General features: G+C 63.9%; 14 protein-coding genes and 1 pseudogene. 4 read left to right on the top strand and 11 right to left on the bottom strand.

All coding sequences use genetic code 11. The features are described 5' to 3' along the window. Nucleotides 1-82 precede the first annotated feature (82 nt). The 11 genes from BAUR9175_RS13665 to BAUR9175_RS13615 form a co-directional block, all read right to left on the bottom strand. Nucleotides 83-823 (bottom strand): helix-turn-helix domain-containing protein, encoded by a 741-nt coding sequence (locus BAUR9175_RS13665; RefSeq protein WP_236850593.1) that lies wholly within the window; start codon nucleotides 821-823, stop codon nucleotides 83-85. 11 nt (nucleotides 824-834) lie between these two features. Continuing rightward, entirely contained in the window at nucleotides 835-2349 is a 1515-nt protein-coding gene (locus BAUR9175_RS13660; RefSeq protein WP_009882125.1) for a tripartite tricarboxylate transporter permease, read from the bottom strand. Between the two features lie 9 nt (nucleotides 2350-2358). Continuing rightward, nucleotides 2359-2931 carry a tripartite tricarboxylate transporter TctB family protein gene (locus BAUR9175_RS13655; protein WP_069599228.1) on the bottom strand — a complete coding sequence of 191 codons (573 nt, stop codon included), beginning with the start codon at nucleotides 2929-2931 and terminating at the stop codon, nucleotides 2359-2361. Further along, nucleotides 2928-3989: a Bug family tripartite tricarboxylate transporter substrate binding protein gene (locus BAUR9175_RS13650; protein ID WP_083248611.1), complete on the bottom strand. Its 1062-nt coding sequence runs from the start codon at nucleotides 3987-3989 to the stop codon at nucleotides 2928-2930. The genes BAUR9175_RS13655 and BAUR9175_RS13650 overlap by 4 nt, the downstream gene beginning before the upstream one ends. A 73-nt stretch (nucleotides 3990-4062) precedes the next feature. Continuing rightward, on the bottom strand, nucleotides 4063-5322 hold the full coding sequence (locus BAUR9175_RS13645; RefSeq protein WP_101584055.1) for a CaiB/BaiF CoA transferase family protein: 1260 nt from the start codon (nucleotides 5320-5322) through the stop codon (nucleotides 4063-4065). Next, nucleotides 5315-6235: a hydroxymethylglutaryl-CoA lyase gene (locus BAUR9175_RS13640; RefSeq protein ID WP_101584053.1), complete on the bottom strand. Its 921-nt coding sequence runs from the start codon at nucleotides 6233-6235 to the stop codon at nucleotides 5315-5317. The genes BAUR9175_RS13645 and BAUR9175_RS13640 overlap by 8 nt, the downstream gene beginning before the upstream one ends. A gap of 284 nt (nucleotides 6236-6519) precedes the next feature. Next, nucleotides 6520-7767 (bottom strand): CaiB/BaiF CoA transferase family protein, encoded by a 1248-nt coding sequence (locus BAUR9175_RS13635; protein ID WP_101584050.1) that lies wholly within the window; start codon nucleotides 7765-7767, stop codon nucleotides 6520-6522. A 361-nt stretch (nucleotides 7768-8128) separates the two neighbouring features. Then, a complete protein-coding gene (locus BAUR9175_RS13630) occupies nucleotides 8129-8596 on the bottom strand; it encodes a hypothetical protein (protein ID WP_101584048.1) in 468 nt (155 codons plus the stop codon). A 125-nt stretch (nucleotides 8597-8721) separates the two neighbouring features. Continuing rightward, on the bottom strand, nucleotides 8722-9573 hold the full coding sequence (locus BAUR9175_RS13625; RefSeq protein ID WP_101584046.1) for a fumarylacetoacetate hydrolase family protein: 852 nt from the start codon (nucleotides 9571-9573) through the stop codon (nucleotides 8722-8724). Nucleotides 9574-9856: 283 nt separating this feature from the next. Continuing rightward, complete coding sequence (locus tag BAUR9175_RS13620; RefSeq protein WP_101584044.1) at nucleotides 9857-10771, bottom strand: universal stress protein; 915 nt, start codon at nucleotides 10769-10771, stop codon at nucleotides 9857-9859. Further along, nucleotides 10768-12216 (bottom strand): APC family permease, encoded by a 1449-nt coding sequence (locus tag BAUR9175_RS13615; protein ID WP_029416692.1) that lies wholly within the window; start codon nucleotides 12214-12216, stop codon nucleotides 10768-10770. The genes BAUR9175_RS13620 and BAUR9175_RS13615 overlap by 4 nt, the downstream gene beginning before the upstream one ends. 317 nt (nucleotides 12217-12533) lie before the next feature. Here BAUR9175_RS13615 and BAUR9175_RS13610 point away from each other — a divergent pair, with 317 nt between their 5' ends. The 4 genes and pseudogenes from BAUR9175_RS13610 to BAUR9175_RS13595 all read left to right on the top strand — a co-directional run bounded on the left by BAUR9175_RS13610 (nucleotide 12534) and on the right by BAUR9175_RS13595 (nucleotide 15057). Continuing rightward, nucleotides 12534-12890, top strand: coding sequence for an ArsR/SmtB family transcription factor (locus BAUR9175_RS13610; RefSeq protein WP_009882112.1), 357 nt, complete (start codon nucleotides 12534-12536; stop codon nucleotides 12888-12890). Nucleotide 12891: 1 nt separating this feature from the next. Next, nucleotides 12892-13386, top strand: coding sequence for an SRPBCC family protein (locus tag BAUR9175_RS13605; RefSeq protein WP_009882111.1), 495 nt, complete (start codon nucleotides 12892-12894; stop codon nucleotides 13384-13386). A 76-nt stretch (nucleotides 13387-13462) separates the two neighbouring features. Further along, nucleotides 13463-14587, top strand: a complete 1125-nt coding sequence (locus BAUR9175_RS13600) for a PLP-dependent cysteine synthase family protein (RefSeq protein ID WP_101584043.1) — start codon at nucleotides 13463-13465, stop codon at nucleotides 14585-14587. Then, nucleotides 14584-15057 (top strand): annotated as a pseudogene (locus tag BAUR9175_RS13595) (RidA family protein). The gene BAUR9175_RS13600 and the pseudogene BAUR9175_RS13595 overlap by 4 nt, the downstream one beginning before the upstream one ends. The last annotated feature ends 8 nt before the right edge of the window (nucleotides 15058-15065 follow it).

The raw sequence follows: 15065 nt of genomic DNA, 5'->3' as shown, positions 1-15065 counted from the left end.
TCTCCTTCTTCGTCGCCCGAGGATCGGGGATGTCCTCCACCACTTTACGGAAGCTCACCTCGTTGACCAGCGCGAACTCGCCCTAGCCCTCCCGGACCTTCGCACCCAGCGCCAACCGCGCGATATCGCGCAGAACGGCCAGCTCCTCGCTGTCATCGAGCAGCGCCTTCAGCTCGACCGCGGCCTGGCTCAGCACGGTTCGGTAGGCTCCCGCAACGTTGTCCGGCTCCCGGGTCAGCGGGTAGGACACGCAGAGTGCGAGGATGGCTCCCCCGACGGTGAAGGCCACGCTCGCCGAGGCGGTTCCCTTCACTCGTGCCTGCTTCGTCGCGTAGAACTCCTGTGGGTTGCCCGGCCCGCACAGTGCCAGTGCACCGGATCCGCCGTCGACGAGTGGAAGGACGGTGCCGACGCTGCGCGAGACACGGAGTTCATGGTCGGCTTCGACGTTGCGCACGCACACTCGATCCTCGCCGACACGGACCCACAGCTGCACCGATTCACTCGTCAGGGTCCGCAGATGCTCGAGCACCGAGTTCGTCGTCGCGATGCTTCGTCTGCCGGGGAACGGCCCCAAGCGCAGCAGTCCGTTGTTGTCACGGACGATGAAACGGTGCGTGCGCAGATCCGCCAGCAAGCGGTAGGTCGTGGACTTGGAATACCCCAGACGACGGCACACCTCGGCGGCCGTCAACGGAGTGTCCTGCAGCGCGGTGAGGATCGCGGCGCTGCGATCGATGACGCCGATCTCCTTCGCCGAGGCAGTGCCACCAGACGAGGCAGACGCACCGGAAGTGCCTGAGGTGTCCGTCGTTTCAGTCATGTGGTTCTCTTTCATGCCACGCTCACATCGGCGAGCAGCTGGCGGCGACGCACCCACCAGCGGAAGATGATCGGTCCGACGATACCCAGGACCATGAGCACGATGATCGACAACGACACGGGTCGAGTCAGCAGCGGCATGAATGATCCGCCCGAGATCTGGAGCATGCGCCGGAAGTTGTCCTCCAGCAGCGGCACCAGGACGAGGGCCAGAATGGACGGTGCCAGCGGGATTCCGCCCTTGTCCATGAGATAGCCGATGACTCCGAAGATGCCGAGGAGCATGAGTCCGAAGAGGCTGAACTCGATCGCGTAGGCACCGATGGCCACCAGGACGAGGATTGAGGAGAACAGGATCTCCTTGGGCATCTTCAGCAGCTTGACGAAGACGCCCACAAGCGGCAGGTTGAGGATGATCAGGGCCACGTTGCCGATGTACATGCTGGCGATGATCGTCCAGATCAGGCCCGACTCGTCGCGGAAGATCAGCGGTCCCGGCTGCAGGCCGTACATGGTGAAGACGAAGAGCAGCAGGGCCGTGGTCGCCGATCCAGGAATGCCGAGGCTGAAGAGTGGAATCATGGCACCGCCGACTCCGGCGTTGTTCGCGGCCTCGGGTCCGGCGACGCCTTCGATGGCCCCCTTGCCGAACTCGGACTTCCGCTTCGAGATCCGCTTCTCCATGATGTAGGACATGAACGAGGCCAGGGACGGGCCGACTCCGGGCAGGATGCCGATGATGAAGCCGAGCACCGAGCCGCGGGCCCAGGGCATGGCCGAGCGCTGCCAGTCCTGTTTCGTCATCCACGTGTCGTCCCCGAAGCTCTGGATCACATCTTTGGCTCCGCGCCCCAGCGCAAGGTTGCGGATCGCCTCTGGGATCGCGAAGAGCGCCATGGCGAAGATCGTGAAGTCGATGCCGTCAGAGAGCAGGCTCATGCCGAAGGTCTGGCGCGGCAGGCCCGTCTGGAAGTCGAGACCGACGAGACCGACAGCCAGGCCGATGAAGATCGAGATGAGGGCCTTCGCCCGTGAGCCCGATGACATGGTCGAGGCCAGCAAGAGTGCTGTGGCCATGAGCAGGAAGTATTCGGTGGAGCCGAAGACATTCGCCAGTTGCACCAGCACAGGCGAGAGGAACGTCAGCCCGATGATCGCCAGGGTGCCGGCGAGGAAGGACCCGAGCGCCGCAGTCGCGAGCGCGGCCTTGCCCCGTCCTCGGCGAGCCATTTCGTAGCCTTCGATGGCGGTTACTGCACTGGCGACCTCACCAGGGGTTTTGATGAGTGTGGCGGTGATCGAGCCGCCGTACATCGACCCGTAGTAGATGCCGCAGAGCAGGATGAGGCCATGCACCGGCTCCATCCCGAAGGACACCGGGATGAGGATTGCGATCGCGGAGATCGGGCCGATGCCCGGCAGCACGCCGACGACGGTGCCCAGCAGGACGCCGAGGAGAGCGAAGGCGAGGCTTAGGGGTTCGAGCGCCGAGGCGAAGCCGCCGCCCAGATCGATGAGAGTGTCCATGCTCGGCCCCTAGCCCAGGATTCCGACGGGCAGGTACACGGCCAGCCCGTAGACGAACGCGACGTAGATGATGACGGAGAAGAGCACCGAGAAGATGAGGTTGCGAATCCACCGGTGCGGGGCATAGATGCTGGTCATTGTCATCAGGAAGGCTGCCGTGGAGAGCAGGAAACCGACCGGGATGAGGATTCCGAGGTAAATGAAGAAGAGCGCGAACTGCAGCACGACCTGCTTCGACTTCGGCTCCTCAGGAGCATCTAGTACGACCCCCGCGGGCTCGTCCTCCACACCGCTATCCGCCGCACCGCTGCCCGACGCCACTCCACTGGCACCGCTACTGGCCGAGGCGGCCCCAGCGGGGACCACCTCGGCGAGTTTCCGGCTCCGGTACACGGCCTGACCGATGAGGAAGAGGCCGAGCACGATGAGCGCGATGCCCACGATCGCGGGGAAGGTCCGCGGGGTGACGATGTTCTTCGTCTCCTGGATCCAGAACGTCGCGATGTAGTAGACCGCGCCGACGAGAGTGACGGCGATGCCGGTGATGACATCACCTCTCAGCGCCGGAGTCAGCGTTCTCATTTGCTGTTGCCCAGATCGGTCTCTTTGACGCCCTCCTCAACGGTGGCGGCTGTCTCTTCGGCGTACTTCTTGGCCTCGTCGCCGGTGAGGAACTCGGGAGCCCACTGGTTCTTCTCCAGGGTGTCCTTCCAGGTCTTCGTCTCGCTGACCTCTTCGAGCGTCTTGGCCCAGTAGTCGACGGCCTCCTGCGGCATTTCGGCCGGTCCGTAGACTCCACGCCAGTTGCCCAGGGTCACGTCGTAGCCGGCATCCGCAGCGGTGGGAACCGAGTCGTAGGGAGCCTGCAGCGGTTCCTTTGCGAAGGTCACGAGCGGTTTGATGTCACCGGATTCCAGTACGGAGCGGAATTCGCTCAGCCCGGCGATGGCGACCTTCGCATCACCGTTGAGCATGGCGGTGGTCTGCTCGCCGCCGCCTTCGTAGTTGACGAAGTTGATGTCCGCCGGGTCGACTCCGGCTTCCTTGGCGAAGAGCGCGAAGGGCAGCGTGTCATCGCCGGAGGCTGCCACGGTGACCTTCTGCGGGTCCTTCTTCAGCGCCTTGACCAGGTCTTCGACCGATTTGATGTCGCCCTTGTCGGGGGTGACGACCATGAAGTCCTCGACGTACATGGTGGCGATGAGGGTGGTGTCCTCGGGACCGAATTCGCAGAGTCCGCGAGCCTTCATCGTCTGGCTGGCCAGCGAGGTGATCGCGATCTGGTCGTCCTTGCCCTTCTCCTGCTGCATCATCGACGTCATCCACGTGCAGCCCGTCCCTCCGGGCTTGTTCTGGACCGGCAGCGGGGTGGAGACGATCTCCTCCTTCTGCAGGGCTTCGACGAGGGCACGCGCGGTGGTGTCCCAACCGGAGCCGGGTTCCGATGGGACGTTGACCGTGACCGGGCCCTTCGGGTAGTCGCTGCCCTCCCCCGGAGGCTGAGCCTTGTTGCCGCATCCCGTGGCTACGAGCGCCAGTGTTGCGAGCACCGCACCGACCTTGATGGCCGGTTTCAATGCCTTCCCCTTCTGCCTCGCCGAGGTGGCCCGTCCTTGTCCTGTGATCACCGTTGACCGCATTGCTTCTCCTTCGAATGCAACTGATATCTGCTGTGGTGGAATGACTGTGGTGCTGCTGGGACTGCCTGTGGTGTTACTGGGACTGCGTCTTCGACTCTTCGACATCGGTGTCCGTGGCGAATGGGTCAGTCGTCGCTGTCTGCCCGGGGTCGGAGTCCGCCGCCGAGGTGTCGGCTGGTCCGTCGCGGTACCGGTTGTTGTGCTCGCCGGGGGTGGGCACATCGCTGCGCAGTCCCAGTCGACGACCGCCGAAGGTCAGCGGCAGCAACGGCACGTCGACCTGGTCACCGCTGGGCAGACCGGTGCTGGCCAGGGCCCCGGAGGCGACGAGGTGGGCGTCGGTGGTGAGGTCGGCCGGGGTGTTGACCGGGGCGACCGGCAGTCCGCGGCGGGTGCACTTCTCCTCGATCTCGGCGAGGTCGAGTCGGGACAGTGCCGCCTGCAGTTCGCGGTGGATGCGATCACGCTGGTCGACTCGTCCCTGATTCGTCTCGAGCTCGGGATCGCCGGCGAGCTGGCTCAGATCGAACTCGTCGCAGAGGTCATGCCATTGCCCGTCGCTGACGGCGGCGACGAAGATCTGGTCATCGTGCTTGTCTCGGAAGATGTCGTAGACGGCCCAGGTGGCCCGACGGGTGGGCATCGGACGCAGCGGTTCCCCGCTGATCTGGGCCTGAGCCATGTGCGTGCCGACGAGGAAGGCGTTGTTCTCGAACAGGGCGGAGTTGATGACCTGTCCCTCACCGGTGCGTTCGCGCACACGCAGTGCAGAGAGCACGCCGATGACGCCGAACATGCCGCCCATGATGTCGTTGACGCTGGCTCCGGCGCGCAGCGGCTGTCCGGGCGGGCCGGTCATATACGCCAGGCCGCCGAGCATCTGCACGACCTCGTCGAGGGCGGTGCGCTGACCATAGGGGCCGGACAGGAATCCCTTGAGGGAGCAGTAGATGAGGCGCGGATTGCGCTGCGCGAGCTCCTCGTAGCCGTAACCCATGGATTCCATCTTCCCGACGCGGAAGTTCTCGAGGAGAACATCGGCGGAATCGATGAGGGACAGGGCGACGTCACGGTCGGCCGCCTCGGCGATGTCGAGCTGCACGGACTGTTTGTTGCGGTTGAAGGCGGGGAAGAGCCCGGATCCTGAGCCGGGCAGGTAGCGGGTTTTGTCCCCGGCTCCGCGCGGTTCGACCTTGATCACCTCGGCGCCCAGGTCGGCGAGGATCATCCCGCAGCTGGGCCCCATGACCATGTGGGAGAACTCGATGACGCGGATGCCCGCCAGCGGCAGCTCCTCCGCACCGACGGTCGAGGATTCGCCCTGCTCAAGCATGGTAGGCCGCCGGGACGGCGGGGATCGAGGAGAGGCTCGACGTCAGCTCGTGGCCTACTGCAGAGGTCAGAGGCTCCCGGATTGCCGAGAGTGCCTCGACGTCGACTCCGGTGTTCACACCTTCGCGGTGCAGGAGGTGGACGAGGTCATCGGTGCCGATGTTGCCGGCTGCGCCCGGGGCGAAGGGGCAGCCGCCGAGGCCGCCCATGGCCGCGTCGAAGTTCGAGATTCCGAGGTCGAGTGCGGCGATGACGTTGGCCATTCCGAAGTTGTAGGTGTCGTGCAGGTGCAGGTTGACCGGATTGCCCGGGAAGGCTTCGATGACCGCCGAGGTGTTCCTGGCCACCAGCGATGGGTTGGCGTTTCCGATGGTGTCGGCGACCCCGACCCCGTGTGCCCCGGCATCGACGAAGGGACGCAGGACCTCGACGAGGTGGTCGGCATCGGTGATTCCGTCGAAGGGGCAGATGAAGCTGACTGCGGTGGCGATGTCGAAGCGCACCCCGTTGTCTTTGGCGAAGGTCGCGGCTTCGAGGAGTCGTTGCGTGGCCTGGGCGATAGGGGCGTCGGAGTTCGCCTGCGAGTGACCTTCGGATGCGGAGAGGACGAGCTTGATGTTCTTCGCCCCTGCGTCGACGGCACGCTGAGCACCCTTGAGGTTGAAGACGAGGGTGAAGAAGTCGACGCCTTCGGCCTCGTGGGACTGGAGACGCTGCAGGACCTCCCCGGTATCGGCCATCTGTGGGACCTTCTTCGGATTGACGAACGATCCGACCTCGATCTCCTTGAGACCTGTGGCGATGAGCTGCTCGCCGAGTGCGACCTTGGCGTCGGTGGGAACGATGGCGTCTTCGATCTGGAGACCGTCGCGCAGCGTTGTGTCGAGAATCGTGACCGATGTGGGCCGAACCATGGTGGGAGCTCCTTCGTTGACCTGCTTCTTTCCCGGACAGCGGGAAGAGATCGGCCTCACGCTCCCTTGCGTGCTGCCGCCTGCAAACAACATAGCTCTTCGCGGGTTCCCCGTGGTGAGCGCGGTCGCGATTTGTTCGCTATGTGAGAAGCAGACGTGAAGTGAAGACGGTCACTCCCGTTTAATGGGACTTATGTTCTCGGCAGTTCAGAAGACCGTGCTTGGTCCTGGGCTGAGGCGTCGCCCAAGACTGTCGTGATTGCTCAGTGGACTGTCGTGATTGTTCAGTCGCGTTCGGGCAGTTTCCCGCCGAGTTGTTCGAGCACTTCGTCGGTGTGTTCGCCCAGATCCGGGCCGAGGTGGTCGATCGGGATCGATGAGCCGCCGATGACCGGGGTGATTCCCGGGAAGGCGACATCGCTGAGCATCTCTTCGCCGGTCGAGACGTCGAGGTGCTGGATCATGCCGCGCGCGGCCAGCTGCTCATCGGCCACGAGGTCTTCGGCGGTGTAGATCGGCCCGGCTGGAACGCCGGCGGCCTCCAGTGTCTCGACCACCTCGGCGACATCGCGCTTCGCACACCAGGCGCCGATGGCCTCATCGAGCTCCTCTCGTCGCTCCCACCGTCCGGCATTGGTCTGCAGGTCGGGGTCTTCGCCGAGGTCCGGGCGGTCGACGGCGTCCATGAGGCGTTTGTAGATTCCGTCGCCGTTGCCGGCGATGACCACGGACTTTCCGCCGGCGCAGAGGTAGCCGTTCGACGGGGCAATGCCCTCCATCCGGCCGCCGGTGCGCGTGCGCGTCTCGCCGAAGGCGGAGTAATCGGGGACGAGGGACTCCATGACGGAGAACATGGCTTCATTAAGGGCGACGTCGACCGTGCGATCGGCCAGGGAACTCCGGCCTTCGAAGCTGTGATCGGAGCCGACGACAGCCTCGGCGGCACCGGCGATCTTCTGGCGCTGACGATCGAAGAGCATCATCACGGCACCGAAGGCGGCCTGCATGCCGGCGATGGAGTCACCGATCGAGATGCCCACGCGCACCGGGGGCCGGTCGGGGTCACCGACGAGCTCGCGGAAGCCGGAGTAGCCTTCGGCGACGGCGGCGAAACCGGGACGTTCGGACATGGGACCGGTCTGACCGAAGGCGGAGATGCGAACCAGGATGATATCGGGATTGGCCTCTTCGAGGACCTCGGGCCCGAGCCCCCATTTCTCAATGGTTCCGGGACGGAAGTTCTCCAGCACGATATCGCTGCGGCGCACGAGTTCGAGGGCCGAGGCTTTGCCTTCCTCCGAGCGGAGGTCGAGGACAACGGACTTCTTATTGCGGTTGATGGTGCGATAGAGCATCGAGGTGGTGCCCTGCTTGAGGCGCCAGTTGCGGAGTTCGTCGCCGCTCTCGGGGCGTTCGATCTTGATGACCTCCGCGCCGAAGTCGGCAAGCATGCGCCCGGTGGTGGGTGCCGCGATGTAGTTGCCGAGTTCGAGGACTCGCACACCGCTGAGTGGAAGACGACGTGCTGTCATGTCGATGCTCCTGTTCGTCGATCGGGCTCGGGTCTGGCTGCCGGCCGGTGCCGGTTTCTGTCTTTCTGCAATAGTGCCAGGTCAGCACAATCAACGGCGACATTTCACCGTCCCGGGAGTCCTCGAGAGTGGTTGTCATGCAGAGGAGTGCGAGGCAGCCGCAGGCGAGCGGTGGTGAGCCTATCTTGTTGAAACGTCATTCACCGCGACTGTTTTCTCCGAGCTTGCTGTGAAGATCGGCAGGAAATGAACAGCCTCTGAGACTTGAGCCAATTTCACGCAATTTTCCTTGCATTCCCTTGTATCAAGACTGTTGATGTCGAAGACTGGCAACCAAACAGCAGGACGCGGCCGTATGTCATCAACCAAGGAGTGAAACATGTCGGAAAACTTTGGACAGGACAACGAGAACTTCGGCGGCGGCGGCGGCCAGGAGCAGCAGGGTGGCGGCTTCGGTGGCGGCCAGGAACAGCAGCAGGGCGGCGGCCAGCAGTCCGAGCAGGGCGGCGGCCAGGGCAGCTTCGGCGGCGGCAACGACAACGAGCGCGGCGGCCAGCAGTCCGAGCAGGGCGGCGGCTTCGGCGGCGGAGATGACCGCAACGAAGGTGGCCAGCAGTCCAGCGGCCAGGAGTCCGGCGGATTCGGCGGCGGCGACAACGAGCGCGGCGGCCAGCAGTCCGAGCAGGGTGGCTTCGGTGGCGACAACGAGCGCAGCGAAGGCGGCCAGGGTGGCGGCGACCAGCAGGGCGGCAGCTTCGGCGGCGACTTCGGCGGCCAGCAGGGCGGTCAGGAACAGGGCGGCTTCGACCAGCAGCGCTGATTCCCACAACTTTACGCGGTAATCGAAGTGGGGCGGTACTCCCGCTCGGGAGTACCGCCCCACTTCTGTAACTCGACTCTAACTCTGTGACTCGATCTTGAGCCCGCAACCACCTCGGCGGTATTACGCTGCCGTCACTGTGTGACGGTCACGGCCTGGCGGTGTCGACCGAGGCTCTCGATCTCCATCTCGACGACATCATCGGCAGCCAAGTATGGGAACTTCCCCGACATTGCCACGCCCTGCGGCGTTCCTGTGAGGATCACGTCCCCGGGCTCGAAGGGCATCGTCTGGCTGAGCAGATAGATGATCTGCCCGACATCGAAGATCAGGTCACGCGTCGACGAATCCTGGCGCACATCGCCATTGACCCAACTGCGCAGTCGCAGGGATCCGGGATCCACCTCGGCGGCGGGCCTGATCCACGGACCCAGAGGCGTGAAGCCGGGGAGGTTCTTCCCCTTCGACCACTGTCCGCCGGACTCCTCGATCTGGAACCTGCGTTCGGACAGGTCGTTGGCCAGCATGTACCCGGCCACATGTGAGTATGCGTCCTCCGCCGAGGCGACTCTGAAGGCTCGGCTGCCGATGACCAGTCCCAGCTCGACCTCCCAGTCGGCCTTCGTAGCGTAGGGCGGCAACTCGAGCGCATCGTAGGGGCCGGCGATCGTCGATGGCATCTTGAAGAAGACGACGGGAGCCGCGGGCGGCTCTGCGCCAGCTTCTCGAGCATGCGCCGCGTAGTTCATGCCCACGCACACCACTGCCGAGGGGCGAGCAACCGGCGCTCCGATGCGCAGATCCTCCGCTTCTTCGAGGGGCACGAGGCTGCCTTCGTCCAGTGCGGTGCGGACTCGTCCGATGCCGTCGTCGGCAAAGAACTCTGGGGTGATGTCGGTGGTCAGGGGGCGCAGATCGTAGTAGACGTCGTTGTCACGCACGACCGGGATCTCGTGGCCGATGGGGCCCAAACGCAGCAATTCCATACGGTTCCTTCCTTGTTCACCAGGCTCCCGCATCCGGCCGTCGTTGGACGGACGCGCTGTGTGAGCCTGTGGGCCCACGCTAGCGGCGTCTCACATCCTAGGTTGGAATCGTTCAAGTATTGGACACTAGTTTTGTGGACCATCGCACAATCTCTTCCGCACTGCGGAATTGCGGGCTGTCGACCCACATTTTCGTCCGTTTCCTACCTGCTGCTTGCCACTGCTGCTCAGCAGAAACGAGGGCCGCCGCCCCCAGCCGTCAGACGACCGCAGCCCCCGGAACTCAGACGGCTGCCGAGGTGTAATCAGACTTCGCCCGCCGTGGCACGACGACGATGGGCACCGGCGAGTGCTGCAGAATCCGCATCGCGTGACTGCCCAGCGACACCCGCTTGAGTGCCCCGAGGCCGGAGGAGCCGAGCATCATGATCTCGGGATCCTCCCATTGGACCGCAGAGAGCGCACTTTCCCAGTCCGACCCTGTCCCGATGGCGACATCGGTCTCGCCGGGCTTGATCTGAAGCCGGTCGATCGAGCATAGGATCTCGTCGGTGTCGCGTCGAATCACGTTGGCCCACTCATCGATCACGCTGGATTCGACATCGAGTCCCACACCTGCCGCCGAAATCACCCGCGACCGGGGAGCGAAGGAGGCGATGCGGAAGGGCACACCGGACTCTGCAGAGACCACGGCGGCCCCGAGGATAAGGCCCGCCGAGGTGGACGATCCGCTGTATGCGGCAGTGAGCCTGCGGAGGCGAGCCTCAGGGGCAACGCGGTAACCGACCGGGGCAAGTGCCACCGGAAGGCTGGCGCTGTGCAGCAGTCCGGTGGAGACGGAGCCCAAGGCGATCCGCCCCGGCTTCCCGTCAGCGGCAGGACCCACGACGAGGCGGAAGGCATTCTCCTTCTGGCACATCTCGAGCAGTCCCCGTCGCGATGAACGGGCACTGTGGACGAGGCATTCGGACTCGATGTCATCGGGAAGGAGCGCCCGCACCTCGTCCAGGGCAGCCTCGGCGACGTTGCGCAGCTTCTTCTGGTATTCGCTTTCGAACAGCGCGGGACTCATCGGCCAGGCGGCGGAGTCGATGGCTACTGCCACCAGCCGGTGTCCATAGGACCGTGCGAGCACGACCCCCAACTCTACGGCCGGCCTATTGTCCTGACCTGGTGCAATGCCGACGACGATGCTCATTGTTTCCCTCCTGCAGGATCGGTTCCGCCAATGCGTTCTTGTTCTGCTCGCTGCTTGCCGAGTACTGAGGACTTGCGACCGAAGATGAAGTACAGGCCGAGGATGACCGCCGTCCAGATGAGGAAGACGACGATCGTGATGATCTGCAGGTTGCTGATGATCCACAGGCAGCCGATGATCGCGAGCACCGGCAGGACCGGGTAGAAGGGCACCTTGAAGCCGCGTTCGAGGTTGGGTTCGCGCACGCGCAGGATGATGACGGCCAGGGACACGACGACGAAGGCCACGAGGGTGCCGATGCTCGTCATCTCGGCGAGGAAGTTCAGCGGTATGAAGCCGGCCAGGATGGCGATGACGACGGTGACGACGATCGTTCCCTTGACCGGGGTGAGCGTGCGGGGATTGACCTCGCCGAAGAGCTTGGGCATCATTCCGTCGCGTGACATCGTGAACAGGATGCGGGTCTGGCCGTAGATCGAGACAAGCGTGACGGAGAAGATCGAGATCACGGCACCGGCAGCGACGATCGTGCCGGGCCACTGGGCGCCGACGATGTTCTCAAGGATCGCCGAGAGCCCAGCCGTCTGTCCCTCGAATTCCTGCCAGGGCTGAGCCGACAGGGCCGCGACGGCGACAAGAACGTAGACGGTGGTGACGATGATGAGGGCGGCGATGAGCGCTCGGGGCATGGTCTTCTTCGGGTTCTTCGTCTCATCGCCGGCTGTGGCCACAGCGTCCATGCCGACGTAGCTGAAGAAGATGAGGCCCGAGCCTGCCACCACCCCGGAAAATCCGAAGGGGGCGAAATCAGCGAAGTTGTCGACGTTCCAGCCGGTGACTCCGACGCAGACGAAGAACAGGAGGACGCCGATCTTCGTGCACACCATGACGGTGTTGATGACGACCGATTCCCCGGTGCCGCGAACCAGCAGGAAGCAGCACATGGCCAGCAGCAGGATCGCGGGCAGGTTGACGATCCCGCCTTCCTCCGGCGCGTAGGCCAGGGCGTGGGGGATCTCGAAGCCGAAGAGGTTGAACAGCAGCTGGTTGACGTATTGCGACCAGCCGACGGCGACCGCGGCTCCCGCGACCCCGTATTCGAGGAGGAGACAGGCCGCGACGCCCATGGCCGGCAGCTCGCCGAGCGTCGCATAGGCGTAGGAGTAGGAGGACCCGGACACCGGCACGCTGCCTGCCAGCTCCGCATAGCAGATGACCGCGAGACCGGCGACGAGGCCGGCGATGACGAAGGACCAGATCACTGCAGGTCCGGCAACGGGCACCGACTCGGAGAGGATGAAGAAGATACCGGTGCCGATGGTCGATCCGACGCCGATCATGGTCAGTGAGAACAGGCCGATCGTACGTTTGAGGTCACTCTCCGGGCTCTCGCCCTGCTGCGGGACCGGCTTCACTCGGAACAGCTGCTGTCGCAAAGTTGGCATTGTCATTCCCCAGACATCGTTGTCTTTCCCGGACATGAGCGCCGGCGTCATCGGCGATGACCCTCGACCCTGATCCGGCACTGTCGCTACAGCGACCATACGACAGACCTGCCTCGCCGAGGTGGTGCTGAGCAGAAATCCTGAGTGCGGAATCGGTCGGTGAAGTGAGAAAATATCCCACTCTTCAGAGCATCGACACTGGTCAGAGGGTTTTTTGAATACCTGCGAAAAACCTATTCAACAAAACGGTTGAATACATGGTCGTGTCGGTCTACCGTTGTATTTAACCAGCAGGTTGATTAACGATTGGAGGCTCGGTGGCAGACCAACTGACAAAGGTGTTCGCGGCCCTGGCCGACCCGACTCGACGAGACATCGTCGCCAGGCTGTCCCTCGCCGACGCCACGGTCAACGAACTCGCCGAGCCCTATGAGGTCAGCGTCCAGGCCGTGTCGAAACACCTCAAGGTGCTTGAGGACTCCGGACTGGTCACTCGCACCCGTGACGCCCAGCGCAGACCGGTCCACCTCGAAGACAATGTGTTCGATCTGATGACGAAATGGATCGAGAGATATCAACGCCAGGCCGAAGAACGCTACCAACGCCTCGACGCCGTTCTCGATGAGATGAACGCGGACGAGGACTCAGAAGAAGAATCAAGCAAAGGAGCATGACATGACCACCACCAATGACACCGACTATTCCACTCTGCAGCTCGACGTGCCGGAAGGAATCCAAACCGTCTCGATCACGCGCGACTTCGCAGCCACCCCGGACAAGGTGTTTCGCGCCCACATCGATCCCGAGCTCTTCGTCAAATGGTGTGGACCGGACTCGATCACGAACACGATCCGCGAATGGGACGCGCAGACCGGCGGGAAGTGGAGCTACGTCTCGACCGATGACGACGGTGAGTACGGCTTCTTCGGGTCCTTCCACGAAGTGCGGGAGAACGAACGCATCGTCCAGACCTTCACCTTCGAAGGCTTCCCGGATGCCGTGAACCTCGAGATCCTCACGCTCACCGACCTCGGCGATGGGCGGACCCGCCTGCAGTCGACATCGGTCTTCGACTCTCTCGAATCGCGCGACGGAATGGTCGCCTCCGGCATGGAGCACGGAATTCGCGAGGGCTACGACAAGCTCGAGAAGATGCTCGCCGAGGGCTGAAGTGAGATTTGTCAGCGCCGGCGCATCCAGCGTCGGCGCTGTCGCATCGTCTGGGATATCCCATAAGCTCGAGGCCATGACCGACTCACACGATCACACGAGCGTGCCTGCCGAAGACGACATCGACCGCTACGATCCGCAAGCCCGCCAGTGGCTGGCCGGAGCCATCAGAGCGGTGAAGTCAGATGCCAACAGATCCTCGGACACGCACCTGCTGCATGTGCCGCTGCCTTCCGACTGGGGAATCGACCTCTATCTCAAAGACGAGTCGAGCCATCCCACCGGTTCACTCAAACACCGTCTGGCCCGCTCACTCTTCCTCCATGCACTGTGTAATGGGTGGATTCGCCCCGGTCGCCCGGTTGTGGAGGCCTCGAGCGGATCGACCGCGGTCTCCGAAGCGTATTTCGCTCAGCTGATCGGCGTTCCGTTCATCGCCGTCATGGCCCGATCGACGAGTGCCCAGAAGATCTCGCTCATCGAGTTCTACGGCGGCACCTGCCATTTCGTCGACAACGCCAATGAGGTCTACGAGGTCGCGGCTGATCTGGCCGCAGAGTCCGGCGGTCACTACATGGACCAGTTCACCTATGCCGAACGGGCCACGGACTGGCGCGGCAACAACAATATCGCCGAGTCGATCTTCGATCAGATGTCGAGTGAGACCCACCCCGAACCCTCCTGGATCATCGCCACCGCCGGCACGGGCGGCACCTCGGCGACCCTGGCCAGATATGTTCGCTACACCGGTCGGGCCACGGGCATCTGCGTGGCCGATCCGGACAATTCGGCCTTCTTCGCCGGCTGGCGCGACCACGATCCGGCGGCGACGACCGATCAGGGGTCCCGGATCGAGGGCATCGGACGACAGCGGGTCGAGGCGAGCTTCATCGCGTCAAGCATCGACCGGATGATGCACGTTCCCGACGCTGCCGCCATCGCATCCATCCAGCTGCTCGAAACACTGATGGGACGTCGTGCCGGGGCGTCGACGGGCACCGGCCTGTGGGCCGCATTCCGCATCGTCTCGCAGATGAAGGCAGCCGGACAGACAGGAAGCCTGGTGTCGCTGATCTGCGACCCCGGCGAGCGCTACCTCGACAAATACTATTCTGCCCAATGGCTGACCGAAGCCGCGATCGACACCACCGGCTACCGTGAGCGCCTCGACGAATTCATGACGACAGGAGTCCTCAAATGAGCAGCGAATCAAGCAGCACACCCGAAGCACGCCTCGAAGAGCGCGGACTGGCGATCCCCGAGGTCGCCGCGCCCGTGGCCGCCTATGTTCCGGCCGTGCGCACAGGTCAGTAAATCTACACCTCGGGTCAGCTTCCCGTGCAGAACGGGCAGCCGATCCACACGGGCAAGGTCGGTGCCGAGGTCAGCCTCGAAGACGCCCAGGCCGCGGCTCGCCAGTGCACCCTCAACGCCCTGGCCGCCATTCGTGCGATCACCGGTGAGCTGTCTGCGATCAAAGGCATCGTCAAGGTCACGGGCTTCGTCGCCAGCGCACCGGACTTCACTGCTCAGCCACAGGTGATCAATGGTGCCAGCGAGCTCCTCGGCGAGGTCTTCGGCGACGTCGGAGTCCATGCCCGCAGTGCAGTAGGTGTGGCGGTCCTGCCGCTGGATGTCCCGGTCGAGATCGAGATGATCGTCGAGGTCTGAACACCCCT

This window comes from Brevibacterium aurantiacum (genome assembly GCF_900169065.1).
In the GTDB taxonomy this organism is placed as follows: Bacteria; Actinomycetota; Actinomycetes; order Actinomycetales; family Brevibacteriaceae; genus Brevibacterium; species Brevibacterium aurantiacum.
The sequence above is the reverse complement of the archived record's forward strand: the minus strand, read 5'-3'. Positions and strand labels throughout refer to the sequence as shown.